Origin of the sequence: Bacillus marinisedimentorum (assembly GCF_001644195.2) — a bacterium.
Lineage (GTDB): Bacteria > Bacillota > Bacilli > Bacillales > Bacillaceae_O > Bacillus_BL > Bacillus_BL marinisedimentorum.
The window spans coordinates 1-15,024 of sequence record NZ_LWBL02000029.1; the positions used below are offsets into that span (position 1 = coordinate 1).

General features: G+C 46.6%; 12 protein-coding genes and 1 pseudogene. 3 read left to right on the plus strand and 10 right to left on the minus strand.

The features are described from left to right. Nucleotides 1-92 precede the first annotated feature (92 nt). The 7 genes from A4U59_RS08775 to A4U59_RS08805 form a co-directional block, all read right to left on the minus strand. Complete coding sequence (locus tag A4U59_RS08775; protein ID WP_070120537.1) at nucleotides 93-2,069, minus strand: TRAP transporter permease; 1,977 nt, start codon at nucleotides 2,067-2,069, stop codon at nucleotides 93-95. A 244-nt stretch (nucleotides 2,070-2,313) separates the two neighbouring features. After that, nucleotides 2,314-3,327, minus strand: coding sequence for a TAXI family TRAP transporter solute-binding subunit (locus A4U59_RS08780; RefSeq protein WP_245680528.1), 1,014 nt, complete (start codon nucleotides 3,325-3,327; stop codon nucleotides 2,314-2,316). Nucleotides 3,328-3,728: 401 nt separating this feature from the next. Beyond that, nucleotides 3,729-6,569 carry a DNA translocase FtsK gene (locus tag A4U59_RS08785; RefSeq protein WP_070120538.1) on the minus strand — a complete coding sequence of 947 codons (2,841 nt, stop codon included), beginning with the start codon at nucleotides 6,567-6,569 and terminating at the stop codon, nucleotides 3,729-3,731. A 282-nt stretch (nucleotides 6,570-6,851) separates the two neighbouring features. Further along, entirely contained in the window at nucleotides 6,852-7,460 is a 609-nt protein-coding gene (gene ytpR, locus A4U59_RS08790; protein WP_070120539.1) for a YtpR family tRNA-binding protein, read from the minus strand. A 6-nt stretch (nucleotides 7,461-7,466) separates the two neighbouring features. Then, complete coding sequence (locus tag A4U59_RS08795) at nucleotides 7,467-8,279, minus strand: DUF1444 domain-containing protein (protein WP_083270770.1); 813 nt, start codon at nucleotides 8,277-8,279, stop codon at nucleotides 7,467-7,469. Nucleotides 8,280-8,444: 165 nt separating this feature from the next. Further along, nucleotides 8,445-8,759 (minus strand): thioredoxin family protein, encoded by a 315-nt coding sequence (locus A4U59_RS08800; protein WP_070120541.1) that lies wholly within the window; start codon nucleotides 8,757-8,759, stop codon nucleotides 8,445-8,447. A gap of 14 nt (nucleotides 8,760-8,773) precedes the next feature. After that, nucleotides 8,774-9,784, minus strand: coding sequence for a PTS sugar transporter subunit IIC (locus A4U59_RS08805; protein ID WP_070120542.1), 1,011 nt, complete (start codon nucleotides 9,782-9,784; stop codon nucleotides 8,774-8,776). Between the two features lie 1,042 nt (nucleotides 9,785-10,826). Here A4U59_RS08805 and A4U59_RS22580 point away from each other — a divergent pair. After that, nucleotides 10,827-10,976 (plus strand): annotated as a pseudogene (locus A4U59_RS22580) (HAMP domain-containing protein); the annotation flags it as partial. A gap of 21 nt (nucleotides 10,977-10,997) precedes the next feature. Further along, nucleotides 10,998-12,197, plus strand: coding sequence for a methyl-accepting chemotaxis protein (locus A4U59_RS22585; RefSeq protein WP_425388892.1), 1,200 nt, complete (start codon nucleotides 10,998-11,000; stop codon nucleotides 12,195-12,197). Nucleotides 12,198-12,453: 256 nt separating this feature from the next. Here A4U59_RS22585 and A4U59_RS08815 read toward each other — a convergent pair whose 3' ends face one another. Then, nucleotides 12,454-12,981: a hypothetical protein gene (locus tag A4U59_RS08815; RefSeq protein ID WP_070120544.1), complete on the minus strand. Its 528-nt coding sequence runs from the start codon at nucleotides 12,979-12,981 to the stop codon at nucleotides 12,454-12,456. Nucleotides 12,982-13,201: 220 nt separating this feature from the next. Here A4U59_RS08815 and A4U59_RS08820 point away from each other — a divergent pair, with 220 nt between their 5' ends. Beyond that, on the plus strand, nucleotides 13,202-13,648 hold the full coding sequence (locus tag A4U59_RS08820) for a YtoQ family protein (RefSeq protein WP_070120545.1): 447 nt from the start codon (nucleotides 13,202-13,204) through the stop codon (nucleotides 13,646-13,648). Nucleotides 13,649-14,005: 357 nt separating this feature from the next. On the opposite strand, the gene A4U59_RS08825 is transcribed toward A4U59_RS08820, so the two are convergent. Together A4U59_RS08825 and A4U59_RS08830 are read right to left on the minus strand one after the other, a co-directional pair. Then, a complete protein-coding gene (locus tag A4U59_RS08825) occupies nucleotides 14,006-14,440 on the minus strand; it encodes a universal stress protein (protein WP_070120546.1) in 435 nt (144 codons plus the stop codon). A 23-nt stretch (nucleotides 14,441-14,463) separates the two neighbouring features. Next, nucleotides 14,464-14,988, minus strand: a complete 525-nt coding sequence (locus A4U59_RS08830; protein WP_070120547.1) for a DUF84 family protein — start codon at nucleotides 14,986-14,988, stop codon at nucleotides 14,464-14,466. Between the last annotated feature and the right edge of the window lie 36 nt (nucleotides 14,989-15,024).

Sequence of the window (15,024 nt, forward strand, 5' to 3'; positions counted from 1 at the left end):
GGGCTCGCAGCTGGACATTGATCTTGCTTAAACACTTATACTGTCTTACCAATTAAAAAAGGCATCCGCCAGTTCGGCGGATGCCAGGTAAATCACATTTGCGGGGTTGGGGTTTTCCTATGATCCTTTTTGTTTAAAATAGACTGCAAAATATACATGGCTGCCAAAACGGCCAGGCCGACAAGCGAAATTAAAAGGTTAGGATAAATCAAAAGAATCCCGGCCGAAAATAGAACTATCCGTTCAATAAAGTTGGAATGTCTGACAAAGAACCCGATCATTGCCGAACTTATCCCTGCCATGCCGAGAAGTGCTGTCACAACAGCCGGCAGGACACTCACGAAAGTAGCGCCCTCCTGCAAAAGCAGCTCCGGCTGCATCACGAATATATACGGAATGATGAAAGCGGCTATTGCCAGTTTAAACGCCGTTATACCGGATTTCATCGGATTCGCGCCGGCGATTCCCGCACCTGCATAAGCTGCCAGCGAAACAGGAGGTGTAATGTCGGCAACAATTCCGAAATAGAAGACGAACATGTGGACAGCTATGACCGGAATTTCAGGGAATGCATTCAAAATAGCCGGTGCAGCCATGGACGCTGTCACAACATAGTTTGCAGTTGTCGGCAATCCCATTCCGAGCAAAATGCTGGCCAGCATCGTGAAAAACAGGATCAGGAAAAAATTCCCTGATGCGAGCTCAATAATGCCTCCGGCAATCTTGCCGCCAAGCCCTGTCAACACGACAATACCTACGACAATGCCTGCTGTCGCACACGCCGATATGACAGGCAGGGCTGTTCGTGCACCCTGTTCAAGAGCATCAAGCATCTCACGGAGAGACATACGTGTCGCTTTACGGAAAAGGCTGACGGCAAAAGCAATTCCGATTCCCCACAATGCTGCATAGGTCGGTGTCCGGCCGGAAAGCAGCATCCATACGATTGTCACTAGGGGCAGAAGCAGGTCCATCTTCTTCAGCAAGTTGGTCCCTTTCGGCAAATCCTCTTTCGAAACTCCGAGAATGCCTTGTTTCTTTGCCTCAAAATGAGTCCCCATAAACACACCTGAAAAGTAAAGAACCGCAGGGATGATGGCGATGATGATAATTTCACTGTACGGCACACCCGTATATTCAGCCATGATAAAGGCTGCAGCACCCATAATAGGGGGCATGATTTGACCGCCTGTTGAGGCGGAAGCTTCTGTTGCTGCTGCAAATTCCGGACGGAAACCTGCCCGTTTCATCATCGGGATGGTAAAGGAGCCGGAGCCGACCGTATTGGCAACCGAGCTTCCTGTCACCATCCCCTGCAGTCCGCTGGCAGCAACTGCCGCTTTGGCTGTACCGCCTGTAAACCGGCCAGTCAGGGCGAAAGCGAGGTCATTGAAAAACTTCCCGATGTCCGTCTTGACGAGCATCACGCCAAAAAACAGGAACAGGTAAATGTACTGCGAAGATATTTGAATCGGTATTCCGAAAATGGCATTCGATTTAAAAAACATTTCTGTACTCAATCGTTTCCAATCAAACCCGGCATGGCCAAACATTGGGATTCCGGTTCCCCACAGCCCATATGCGAGAGCCGCAACCGCAATGATGACGATCGGGACGCCTACCGCTCTCCTTGTTCCTTCGAGAAGCAATACAATGCCGATTGTCGCCACGGCAATATCAAACGGACTATATCCGAATATGATGGCACCATTGATCAGCCGTTCGTAGTTAAACACGATGTAATAATTCGTGAACAGGGCCAGCAAGGCTAAAATCACGTCATACCAGGCGACTCCACTTTTGCTGGTCCAGTGCTTCCTGGCAGGATAGAGAATAAAGATAAGGGCAAGCCCAGTACCAAGGTGGATCGGTCCTTGTATAAGGGAGGGATAAACCCCTTTATAGGCTGTAAACAAATGAAATATTGTTAAAGCGGCGCCAATGATGGTGACCACCCAAGCCCACTTTCCGATATCGATTCGGAAGGCATGTTCCCGGTCATATTTTGCAAGTATTTCTTCACTTTGTATGTCTTTATCTTCATTTTGTGTTTTATATTCTTTTTTCATCTCTTCACCATCCAATCTGATGTTGATTCCCGCGAAAAGGGAGGAATGTATCGGTTTCGTTACAGTAGATCCTGTATTTCGCGGAACCCGAAATTTTGCCGGCGGAGAAATTACATTGCGGCGTCATGCGGAATATTAATAATAGTGGTTTTTAATGGTGCCCGGCGTGCCTCAGAAATATTCGGCAAAACGACCGGACAGATAATGTCCGGCCGTTTTGCCTTATAGTGCAAGCTGCGGCCTGTTAGTCAAGCAGGCCGATTTCTTTATAATATTTTTCCGCACCCGGGTGCATTGGAAGGCCTTCAGAGCCTTTGAGAGCATTTTCTTCGGTGATATGCGCGCCCTGTTCATGGGAAATGTCACCGGAGTTTTCGATCATGGCTTTCGTGATTTGGTAGCCAAGCTCTTCACTGATCTGATTGGTGGAGCCGACCAGGATCGCGTATGCTGTCACGGTTGCCACGGGCTCTTCCAGCCATTCAAACGTATCAGCTTCAATGGTGAATTCCTGGTAGTCCGTGTTTTCTAGCAGCGAATTAAGTGCGTCCCCTTCAATTTCAAGGTATTTGACATCTTTTGTTGCCGCATACAGTTCATCGACACTGGCAGCCGGAAGTCCAAGGAAACCGAACGTGGCATCAAGCTGGCCATCCTGGAGTTTCTTCTTGGCATCGCCAAAACCTTCTTCAAACGCTTCGTAGTCTCCATCACTCAAACCGTAAGCTTCCAGGATTTGCTTGGCCGCAGCCTGTGTTCCGCTTCCCGGAGGACCGATGGCGACTTTCTTTCCTTTCAAGTCAGCGATTGTTCCAACGCCAGTTGAATTAAGGGTGACAACTTGCATGACTTCAGGGTAGATATGCCCCATAAAGCCGAAGTTTTCAATTTTTGAGCCTTCAAACTCCCCTTCACCGTTGGCAGCGTTCAATGCAGGAATATGGACAGTCATACCAAGCTGGAGTTCGCCTCGTCCAATTTTTGCAAGGTTTTCCACAGAAGCACCGGTTGATACAGCACTTACATTGAAGCCTTCAACATCTACATTTTTCTTCATCACTGTCGCCATTTCCTGTCCTAGCGGGAAATAAGTTCCGCCTGTACTGCCTGTACCAAGCTGGATATCCGTTTTAAAGTCTTCTTCGGACCCTCCTTCTCCGCCTTCACCTGCATTGCCTCCATTGCCGGAATCACCGCAGGCAGCCAGAAACATGGACATTGTGAGGACAGTCACAAGCATAATTAGCCATTTCTTCAAAAAAACTCCCCCTTCTAATTTTTTTATAAAACCATCAGAATATTCTGACGGAATGTCCCATAGTTAAGTATTGAAATATCAATCATTATGTCAAAAGTTAAAATTCTACTATATCAAGGAAAGATATACAACACCTGTTATATAAAATATATATTTATATTAAAACAAAAATGTATCAAACCGTCAACAATCTGTAACAGACATGAAACCGGTCAAAAATATTGCTGACGGCTTTATCCGGCTGTTATCCGGCTTTTTTAACGTTGTTGTGCGCATGAACAAATGCTCCAGGCGCCCGCTTATGACGATAGCCGCTGGCGCCTGGAGCTGGACGATTCCCTTCTGGCTTTTTATTCACAACGCTTACATTTTATAATTTCCTTAACAAAGAAAAAACCCGCTTATGATAGCGGGCTTTCTGCTGTGAATATTTCTTCGATTTTCTCTTTGGATACGAGGATATCACGCGGCTTGCTGCCTTTTTGTTCTGAAACAATACCTTGTGCCTCCATTAGATCAATCAGGCGTGCAGCCCGGTTGAAACCAATTCGGAATCTCCGCTGCAGGGCAGACGATGAAGCACCGCCCTGTTGTGCAGCAAACAGGCATGCTTCTTCAAAAAGTTCATCTTCTAACTGATCGGGTTGGGACCGCTGGACAAGATCCTCCGGTTCAAACATATAAGAGGGCTTCTGCTGCGCCCTGACAAAATCTGCAACTCTGTCAATTTCATCATCTGAAACAAAATTACCCTGTATGCGTACAGGCTTGGATGATCCATTTTCCAGGAAGAGCATATCACCTTTTCCAAGAAGCTTCTCTGCTCCTCCGCCGTCGATGATCGTCCTGGAATCAACCTGTGAGGAAACGGCGAATGCAGCCCTTGTCGGAATGTTGGCTTTAATCAAGCCGGTAATGACATCGACAGACGGCCGCTGGGTCGCAAGGACAAGATGAATCCCGCACGCTCGCGCCTTCTGGGCAATTCGGCAAACAGCATCCTCGACATCCTGAGGTGAAACCATCATTAAGTCTGCAAGTTCATCAATGACAATGACCAGATAAGGAAGGAGCTGGTCTTTTTGCCCGAATTCCCTGGCTTTATTGTTATATCTCGTAATGTCTCGGACACCTGCATGAGCAAATAACTCATATCTGCGCTCCATTTCTTCAACCGACCATTTAAGTGCGGCGGTAGCAGCCTTCACATCAGTAATAACAGGGCTGACCAGATGCGGCAGATTATTATAAGGCGCCAGCTCAACCATTTTCGGATCAATCAACAGCAGCTTTAATTCATGAGGAGCAGCTTTATAAAGCAGGCTGACCAGCATGGAATTGATACAGACACTTTTTCCGGATCCGGTGGCGCCGGCGATCAAGCCATGCGGCATTTTATTTAAATCCGTGACAACCGGCTGTCCCGCAATGTCAAGCCCAAGCGCAACCGTCAGCGGCGAATTGCTTTGCATGAATGCGGGGCTTCTTAGTATCTCACGAAGGAAAACAGGAGCACTCTTCAAGTTCGGCACCTCGATGCCAATCGTGTTTTTACCGGGAATGGGTGCTTCTATGCGGATATCTGCAGCTGCAAGGCTGAGTTTTATATCGTCAGTCAGATTGGTGACTTTATTCACCTTCACACCGGGCTCCGGCTGGACTTCAAACCTTGTGACTGCAGGCCCTTTCGTCACTCCCACCACATGAGCGCGGACATTGAAGTTTGCCAGGGTGGCATCAAGAAGTTCACGCTGTTCTTTCAGCCAGTCTTCATCATCGCCTGGTGACTTGGGAGGCACATCGAGAAGCTGCAAGGACGGGTACTGATAAGATCCTTTCCCGGGCATCTTTCTTGCAGCCTTGTCTTTGTCACGCTTCAACATGACAACATTGTACGGCACGTTAGCCGTTTCATTTTCACGGGTTCCTTGCGGACGGTTCAGCTTCTCATCCACTCGTTCCCGATGCTGTTTCGGCACAGGTTTATCATCGCGTGTGTTTTGCTGCCGCCCAGCAAACTCCTCTTGCATGTTCACCGCATCCGGAGTGGTTTTATCCGTTGATGCCCTGTCACTTTCAGTTATTTCCGGCGTTTCTTGAAAATCGGCATTCTCCGCTTCATTGAATCCGTCCGTTTGTTCCTGCTTCAAGCTGTCATTTCTCCCGTCAGGAATTGATTCTGCTTCATTATCCATGTGAATCATCGTCTTTTCCGGGGAAGGCTTTTCAGGGGAATCCACAGGTGCAGCCTCCATAAAGGATTCATTATATCCTGGACCGGTCCCCTGTTCCGCTGCATGGTCGTCCATTCCAGAAACGGCCTCTTCCCTGTACACTTCATGACCGGCTCCAACGGCAGGCTCATGATGCTCCAGGACCGTTTCCTGTGCTTCACCATAACTTTCATACACTATCTCTTCGCTGTGCACATCGTGTTCAGACCTGGTTTGTGACTGGTCACTTTCCAGCATGATCTCCCGGCCAGTGTTACGTTCATGATTTTCATTGACGGACTCCTCATCTGCCTCTGGTTCCATAACAGGCCAATTATTCTCCATTTCAGCTTCATAATCATCATTTCGATATCCTGTTTCCTCTTCCCTTTCAGCGTCTTGCTCAATTGGGGAGAGGGCGTTCAAAAATGAAGAAATGGAAGGCGGCCGGGCCATATCGCCATACCCGTCAGACATCATCGTTTCCCGGGCCATTTCTTTCAATTTTTTGACATCATCCAGCGGTGAAATATAAGGCTTGTTAATGTCGATGAAATGGGATCGGTACATGCCGTCAGGAGCTTTGCCGAATCCATAAATGGGTGACGGGACTTCAGTCCGTTGAAAGGGCCGCTTACTTTCAGAAGGCCGATCAGCTCGTTCAGCGGATTGACCAGCCTGTTTGTTGACAGGTTTCGATCTGCGGATATCCCGGTAAGTTCCTGGTTGCTCCTGATAGACGGCTGGATTATCTTGCTGCTCTTGTTTTTGCCGGATCCGCCTATTTTTCACCGGTTTTTCTTGTTCACGCCGGTCCCTTTTTCGGCCACTTTCATTTTCTTGCCGCCCATCTTCATCAGGGATGAGCGGAAAACGAAAATTCCCCTGCGGATACTGGTAGGAAACACGCGCTTCCACCTCTCTATGTATTCGGGTTTGCTGAGGCGGCATTTCTTTTTTGCTGTCCGTCGGGGGAACACTGCCGTCTTCTTCAGTAAACTGTCTGATCAATCGTTTAATCCAATCCAATCGTTATCACTCTTTCTTGTCGAATGAGAATTTTTACTAATTGTCAAGATGACTTTATTGTACCAAGATTTTGTCGTGATTTGTCTAGTAAATCTCTATTATTTCCAGCAATATAATTGTAAAGAAAAAGGAAAACGCAGGAATAATATCCTGCGTTTCATTTTTCGCTCCAAGGCTGATGTTCATTTTATTTATTAGCTCTGTCAACCGCTGCTGTTAAATTCCACTGCAGATACTCGTTTCCGAAACATCGACAATATCCTTAAAAACAAGGCCGATTTATCAAGACTGAAAAAACGGTTCGCCAGGCTTGCGGCTTTCCTCAAGGATGAGGATCCCCTTTTCAGCCGGTGCATCCGGAAGGTCCAGTTCTTTCGCGGAACAAATCATGCCTGAAGAAGCAATGCCCCTCAGGTCTGCATCTTTGATGATCATACCGCTTGGCATAACCGCCCCCGGTTTTGCAACTACGACCTTTTGGCCATCATCGACATTCGGAGCACCGCATACGATTTGAAGGACGTCTTCTCCTACATCGACTTTACAAATGCTCAGTTTGTCGGCATTCGGATGCTTTGCTTTTTCAATGACATGCCCGACTACGAACTTGGGGGACAGGTCAATATCGAGCGTCTCTGCAAATCCATTCTTTTTAATCATTTCATTGATTTTTTCAGCAAGATCTTGATTCAATTCCACCATCCCGTCTCCTTCGAGAGACAAAAAGGCGGATGCGTTAAATAGATTATACCCGGTTGTTTCACCTGATGTTTTGTCAAAAATACGGACTGCATCGCCCTTCTTTTCATAATCGAGGGTAGTGCGGTCACCGTCTTTCACTGTGACAAGCAGGACATCACCAATGCCTTTTGTATTGTAAAACACATTCATCACTGATTACTCCTTTTCTGTACTTTCCTTTTTTTTATTCTGGGCCAATATGAAAATAGGCTCTAGTTCCTTATTCTCATACAGGAAAGAAAGGGCGGTGACAGGCACCCTTCCATCCGCAAAAAATTTCATTGTCATCTGCGCCAAAATATCGTAGCCGGTATCATTCTGGATATCTGAAATGATCAGCACATCCTGATGGGGAACCGAAATCGCCATCGTCCCTTTCACCGACGCAGCCATTTTTTCAAGGAGAGCTTCATTTAATATCCTGCTCGCATCATAGCCGTCGTTCGCATTCAAAAAGTAAAACGTATTGCCTGCCACCTGATCCTGTTTCATGTCCACAGAAAGGGATCGGACATTGAAACGCGCCACTTCACGCACACGATCGGCGCTCCAGCCTTCCTTCTTTATGAAATCCATATCAAGCAGACGATACGATTTTCCAAGATCAAGAGCATAATAAATCCGTGTTTCCGCAGTATGGTCATCAAACAGCAGCTTTTTCCCGTCTTTCGATTCGACCGGGAACGAAGCCGAGCGGATGACAGGGAATATGTTCTGTTCCTTTCCTTCGAGATGCTGCTGTTCAGCCATCACTTTCAGCGCCTCTTCGACATGATAGACAACATCGTCAACAGCTGCTTCTTTTCTTTCCTCATATTTCGCGACAATCCCTCCGAGTTTTAAATTAATTCCTTGATTTGTCCGTTTATGTTCAATGCGGAGTTCATCATTGTCCCGGTTATAAGAGGTCTGCCAGTCAGGGTTCTTAAGCCTGTCTTCAAGCAGCCTTTTCATTTTGAGGCTGGTCATTTTCACTGCGATCGCCTCCCTGTTATTTCGTTGGTCGCACAATAAATTCATTTTACCATTCTTCGCTGTGAAGTAAAAATACCGTCTTTGAAGACGGTATTTTTGCCTGGTCACACAATATCCGCGGCGTTAAAAAGGATGCATTCAATCTATCCGCCGTGTCGTCTATGTGAGAGATTCAATGAATTCCTGCACCTGTTCTTTTGTTTTTCTGTCTTTGTTCACGAACCGTCCGGCTTCTTCCCCGTCCCGGTATGCGACAAAACTTGGAATGCCGAAAATGCCGAGATCAGCGCACAAATCGATCATTTCATCGCGGTCAACATAGTAAAATCGGTAATCCGGGTATTCATTTTCCAATTCAGGCAAAAACGGTTCGATGAATCGGCAATCCGGGCACCAGTCTGCCGAGAACATCAAAATCGCATCACCTGATTTTACAGCCTCTTGATATGCTTCTATCGTTTTTAGTTCTTCCATTTCATCACCTGCTTTTAATAATCAATTTTCATATCGCCGAATTTGATCCAGCCTTTTTTCCTCATCCATTCAGATAGTATCAGACTGATGACAGCAGGTCCAACGAAATGCAAAAGGATTACTGCCAAAAAAATATCCCAAGAAAAGCCCATTACAGAAAATGTCATGATTTGGCCGACAAGGCCGCTCGTTCCCATGCCGGCTCCGGCGGCATTATTAATCAATTCGAGCCATACCGTAGCGAATGGGGCAAGAACTGCTCCGGCAACAGTAGGCGGAATGAGGATGTACGGATTTTTAACGATATTCGCCACCTGGAGCATGGATGTGCCGATCCCCTGGGCCAGCCAGCCGCCAATGCCGTTCTCACGGTAGCTGCTTGTCGCGAAACCGATCATTTGCGCTGCGCATCCAATTGTTGCCGCTCCCGCTGCCAGGCCATGCAAGTCAAGCATCAAGGCGATCGCAAGGCTTGAAATCGGGGCTGTCAGAGCCCATCCCATTAACACCGCAACCAAAATCCCCATAATGAATGGCCGCTGGTCTGTCGACCACATGATCACCTCACCAAACCACTCAGTGAAGCCTTGAATATATGGTCCGACAAGTGCCGCAACAGCATATCCGGTCAATAACGTTACGAGCGGTGTGACGATGATATCAAGTCTCGTTTCCTTGCTTACAAGTTTTCCGATTTCTGCTGAAATCAGCGCCGCTGCATAACTTCCTGCCGGCCCGCCAAGCTGTCCGCCTGCAGAACCGGTAATAATGGCAGCAAAAATAACAAGCGGAGGTGCCTGAAGTCCGTATGCGATCGCACCGCCAATTGCCGCTCCCATCAAGCCCATGGCGAGCGTCCCGATTTCTACAAGGAACCCGAGCTGAGGGACCTGCTCCCCGATTGTTTTAATGATCAGTCCGATAATTAATGATGAAAAAAGTCCCAGTGCCATATAGCTTAATGCCGTAACAAAATAAACTTTCGGCGAAAGTGTGACTCCTTTTTTAGCTAAAAATTCCCTCATCTGCTTTCCCCCCGCTTTTCTAATATTTCTCCCCTTCTTATTATAGATCGTTTTCTACATGTGTAAAGACACTTGTATATGCCTTTCGTATGAAAATCTGTTTGCCAGTCCCCGATAATCGTTCTATAATTAGTAAAATAGAGAAATTTTTGCCGAATAAAGGGGGATGTTGGTGAAAACAATCCGCAGTAAAATCCGTATCATTGTTGGTGCTTCGCTGTTTGCACTTTTAATTGTTTTACTTTTTACCACGGTCTTTTTTACTATGCAGGAAAATGTTAAGGAAAAACAGCAGAACTTGAATGGGGCCATTACGGTGAGCCAGGATATCATGATTAAGATGAGTGAAATCCGCGGCCTTGAGCAAACCTTTTTAAGGACGCCTTCCAAAGACCTGGCACAAAAATTGAATGAAAACACTGATGAAATGATCGGCATCTCAAAAAAAGTCGAAAAGCAGTTTGAGAACGAACCCGGTTTAAAAAAGCAGTTCAGTGAATTATCAAGCCTGGCAGAAGAATATAAAGGCAAATTACAGCCGCTTGCCGCAATGTTCAAACAGCTGGGTTATTCCGACAATGAAGGACTTAAAAGCAGCCTTATTTCAATCCATGAATCATTTGACGGATATGCCGGCATGTCAGGGGATGATGCTGCAAACGAACAGCTCAGCAAAGTAAAAATGCTTGAAGCGCAATTCATTGCAGATGGCAATAACGAAACATACGTACAGCTCCAGAGTGAAATTGATACATACGAAACACTCGTTATGGAAGCGGCTCAGGGCGAGAGCAGTTTCACAACAGATTTTTTGAAATACCGGAGTGCACTCGACACCATCCAATCAGCATTTATCCGCTCTGAAACAATCACATCTGATTTTGAGGAAATCGCAGAATCAGTAGCAGCTGAAACGGCTGCTGTCAAAAAAGAGGTATCAAACAAATTATCTCTCATCTCCGAACAGCAGCAAAAGCTCCGCAGCTATTTAATCGCCGGTTTAATCGCAATCGGAATCCTGAGCGTTTCCGGCATTCTCGGCATGAGTATTTATCTGACAAGAAATATCATGTCATCGATCCAGTCACTAAAAAAGGGAGCAGAAGTAATCGGGGAAGGAAACCTTTCCTTCCGTGTGGATGTTGTTTCAAAGGATGAAATGGGAGAGCTTGCTGAAACGTTCAACCGCATGGCTGAAAAAATGCAGCTTACGATGAAAAACGTCCTGGATGCCTCTTCTGAATTATCGGCTTCATCCGAAAACCTGACGGTTGTTTCCCGGGAAACGAATGCAAGCGCCCTGGAAGTGAATGAAGCGATTCACCAGGTAGCAAAAGGTGCACAGGATCAAGCTGAACAAATCGAAACGAGCAATCAATTATTGCACTCCGTTTCCAGGGCAATAAGTGAAACGAGTGAATCCGCTTCGGCAATCAACGCAGATGCATTGTCTGCCGAAAGAGAGGGGTCCGAAGGTCTGCGGGTCATGGCTGAACTTGACCGTGTGTCACAGGATTTCGTTAAGCTCGCGGCCAGCCTGACCGACCAGGTAAAGCTTGCTGCCGATCAATCGCAGCAAATCCATCATATTGTACACACTATCGAAGAAATTGCAGAGAGCACAAACCTGCTTGCATTAAATGCAGCTATTGAATCGGCACGAGCGGGCGAATCCGGACGAGGCTTCGCTGTCGTTGCCAAAGAGGTAAGAAAACTGGCGGAAAGATCCAAAGGGGAGGCCCGTTCAATAAAAGGGCTGATTGAACAAATGTCAGCAAAAATGGAACAGCTTGCCGGCGAAGCAGAAGCCATTGATCACCTCCAGGAAACACAGCTTCATTCCGTCGACAGGACGAAAGCTGCGTTCGAAGCGATTGTAGAAAATGTTTCCCATATCGGTACAGCGGCCGGATCGGTGCACAAAGCTTTTCAACATGTCGAGGAATCTAATCGTGAACTTGCTTCCAAACTTACAGATGTAAGTGCAATATCAGAAGAATCAGCCGCCACAGCGGAACAAGTCAGTGCGTCAAGTGAAAGCCAGATGCATGGAATCGAACAGGTGAGCAATGCCGCCAGTCAACTTGATGAAATAGCCAGACTGCTAAAAGAACAGGTTTCCCAGTTCGAGATCGGGGAGGATGAATACGCAGAAGCAGGCAGGCCGGATGAACTTGAGCAGGAAAGAAATGATGATTCAGAAAAAGTACAAGCAGAAAGCAGCTTGGACAGCGTTGAACCATCAGCATTGGATGAGTCAGCAGAACGAGAAGCGGCAGCCTCTGCAGAAGACCGGGAGATTGAGACAGCTGACGATTTAATTGAGGAAAAGATCAAAGAGAAACAGCTGAAAAGCCATAAAGAAAACTCGCCGATTGACGAACCTTCAGGCGAAGACAGAGGCATACGGTAAAAAAGCTGTTTGTACAATCGAATGCCGGTTAGAACAAAAGCGCAAGGCGCCCGCCTAGCGGCGTACGCATAAGCGGGGGTACCCGCAGGAAGGTGATCTTTCCTTCCAGAGGGGATCACCGCTTATGACGATAGCCGCTGGCGCCTGGAGCTGGACATTGATCATGCCTAAAAACTTATGCTTTCTGACCTATTAAAAAAAGACCAAAAAAACGTCCTTTTCCAGGACGTTTTTTTGGTCTTTTCAGAACAGCCGGCTACTCCTTCTGCTCTTTTTTCTGGATGGAACGAATGATTTTCATCATCTTCCTGCTGTCTTCAGCGAGCTCATCCCTTTCAGTTTCCGCGGTTATTTTAGCACCGCCGATTCCGGTGATGACTTCATATCCATTATCTCCTACAGATATGACTTTTATGAAACCAAAGCGCCCATCCTCTTTGAACGATTCAAGCAGAAGCGATTCTTCAGCTCTGGCGATATCTTTATACAGTGCTTCGCTTGCTTCATCCTCCAACTGGTTAAAGAATAAAAGATATTGCTGATCTTCTTCTGCCAGAACAAAATTGTTCCCGTCTTCAGATTCCATGCTCATATTTTCAGGAACATAAAATTCCATCAGCTTCGTCGTTTTATTCGGTTCAGCCGGTTGGGCGCTGAACTCTTCCTCAACAGCGGTTTCCGTCTCTGCCAGCACCTCCTCTTCCGATTGGGTGCAGCCGGACAGGATAACAGCGGCAAGCAGGATAGTGAACAGTAAGAATGAAAGCTGGTTAAAACGGGGCATATGCTCCCCTCCTTGGCAAGTCTTTTTTCCTATTCTTATCATACCCTATTGCAATTTTTTATGCCAAGAGCCCGTTACGCCGTTAAACACATCAAAACAAGGGTGACAAATAACTGTAACAATTTCCCCTGTTTCTGTGAATCATTCTTTGTCCGGAAATGTCAATCCGAGTTTGATACAATGGACAGGAGTATATTAAATCGAAAGAGGAGGGATTAAAGTGGAACTGACCGTATATCTCGCCGGCCAAATCCATGACGACTGGAGACAGCAATTCAAAGAAAAAGCTAAGGAAAAAGGACTGCCGCTTCAATTTGTCGGCCCGATGGAAAACCACGACAGATCGGATGACATTGGGGAAGATATTCTCGGGAAGCAGCCCAACAACATTTATAAAGATGACAAAGCATCTGACTTCAATAATTTGCGAACCCATGTACTCATGCAAAAGGCGGATGTCGTTGTAGCCTTGTTCGGTGAAAAATATAAGCAATGGAACACGGCCATGGATGCCAGCACTGCAATCACTTTGAATAAGCCGCTTATTCTCATCCGTTCAGAATCACTTCATCATCCTTTGAAAGAGCTTTCAAACAAAGCGTCCGTAACTGTTGAAACCCCGGATCAGGCCATTCAGGGACTGGCGTATATATTTGAGACAGAGTAATACAGAAAAGTGGCAATCGCCTGCTTAGCGGCGCAGGCGTAAACAAGCGTGCAATCGCATGGCGAGAAACAGCCCGGGTTTTGCATGAAGGCATCAATCATTGGCTTGAAAAATGTGAATACGGTGCGAACTATAGCCTTTCCCGAATAAGCAAAGACCATTTTAAGCGGATTTTTCCGAACTGAAGCAAAATGATATCAAAACAAACACATACACTTGATTGCCGTATTCAACTGAAAAGCTTCCGCCTCTTAGGCGGAAGCTTCTTTTATACAGGGCTAAGGTTGATAACAACGTCACTGAAACAATTCGTTTTCCGTGAACGAGCCATTGCTCACACCTTGCATCAGGCTCTCTTTATTTTACAAGGGTGACCGGAATATTGGAAAGGTGAAGGACCTTCGTGCTTGTGGAACCCATCACCATGTTTTTCACACTGCCCATACCGCGCGTGCCCATAATGATGATGTCCGCATTGATGTCTTCTGCGGTTTCCACGATTTTCTCAGCCGGATCACCTGTTTCTACTGTCGAATCAGCCACTATCCCGGCTTTTTCAAAGATCGGCACCAGTTTTGAAACGTCTTTCATACCTTCATCATAGTAATAGTTGCCCAGGTCCTCTTTGCTGATAAACATACGGGCATGTGATGAATGCAGGGGCGGCTGAACGTTTAGGATGACAACCGCCGGGGCATCACTGTCCTGCTTACCTCCGTAATGCTTGACGATAAATTCGGCCGCGCGTACTGAGTTTTCAGAACCATCAGATGTTACGAGTATTTTTGTCATTGTTTTTCCTCCATCCTGTCCATTCATTTTCCGGCAAGAGGCTTAGCATGGTACTCATATTGCCCTGCTAACAATTTCACCAGATGATGATACATTTCCTGCCGGGTGACCAGTCCGTTGGTAAATATTCCGATGGCCCCTTCTTTTTTCCGTATATTTTTCCTCTTCGTAAACCAGTCCATCACTTCTCCCAGTTCTCTACCCTCTTTCACCTTCTCTGACACTTCTTCGGGCAGCAAAAACCGTGCGCCGCTGGCTATGAGTATTTTTCCACTGCGGTCGGAAATGGCTCCCCAGTTGCAGACAAACATCCCGTGTTTTGTATCCGTAACCCCGCCCTCAAGACCGATTGCCAGGTCTGCGTCACTTTTTTCCAGGCAAGCCTTTGCCCGATTGATTGCCCCCTGTGCAGTTTCTTCATCTCCAAAAGGCTGAGCCGAGACACCGGAAACTGCATGGAGCTCAATGAACTTATTTGCTTCATGGCCAAATACTTCTCTTACAGCTTCCGCCTTAACAGGATTGGTTGAACCGATTGCAATCTTCATTTTTACACTCCTTCTGAACAGTTTGCCTGTTTTCTG

Coding starts and splice junctions, on each gene's coding strand:
- A4U59_RS08825 (WP_070120546.1), bottom strand. CDS start 14,440: ATGACAAAAATACTCGTAACATCTGATGGTTCTGAAAACTCAGTACGC.
- A4U59_RS08800 (WP_070120541.1), bottom strand. CDS start 8,759: ATGGAAGAACTAAAAACGATAGAAGCATATCAAGAGGCTGTAAAATCA.
- A4U59_RS08795 (WP_083270770.1), bottom strand. CDS start 8,279: ATGACCAGCCTCAAAATGAAAAGGCTGCTTGAAGACAGGCTTAAGAAC.
- A4U59_RS22585 (WP_425388892.1), top strand. CDS start 10,998: ATGAAAAACGTCCTGGATGCCTCTTCTGAATTATCGGCTTCATCCGAA.
- A4U59_RS08805 (WP_070120542.1), bottom strand. CDS start 9,784: ATGAGGGAATTTTTAGCTAAAAAAGGAGTCACACTTTCGCCGAAAGTT.
- A4U59_RS08815 (WP_070120544.1), bottom strand. CDS start 12,981: ATGCCCCGTTTTAACCAGCTTTCATTCTTACTGTTCACTATCCTGCTT.
- ytpR (WP_070120539.1), bottom strand. CDS start 7,460: ATGAATGTGTTTTACAATACAAAAGGCATTGGTGATGTCCTGCTTGTC.
- A4U59_RS08830 (WP_070120547.1), bottom strand. CDS start 14,988: ATGAAGATTGCAATCGGTTCAACCAATCCTGTTAAGGCGGAAGCTGTA.
- A4U59_RS08775 (WP_070120537.1), bottom strand. CDS start 2,069: ATGAAAAAAGAATATAAAACACAAAATGAAGATAAAGACATACAAAGT.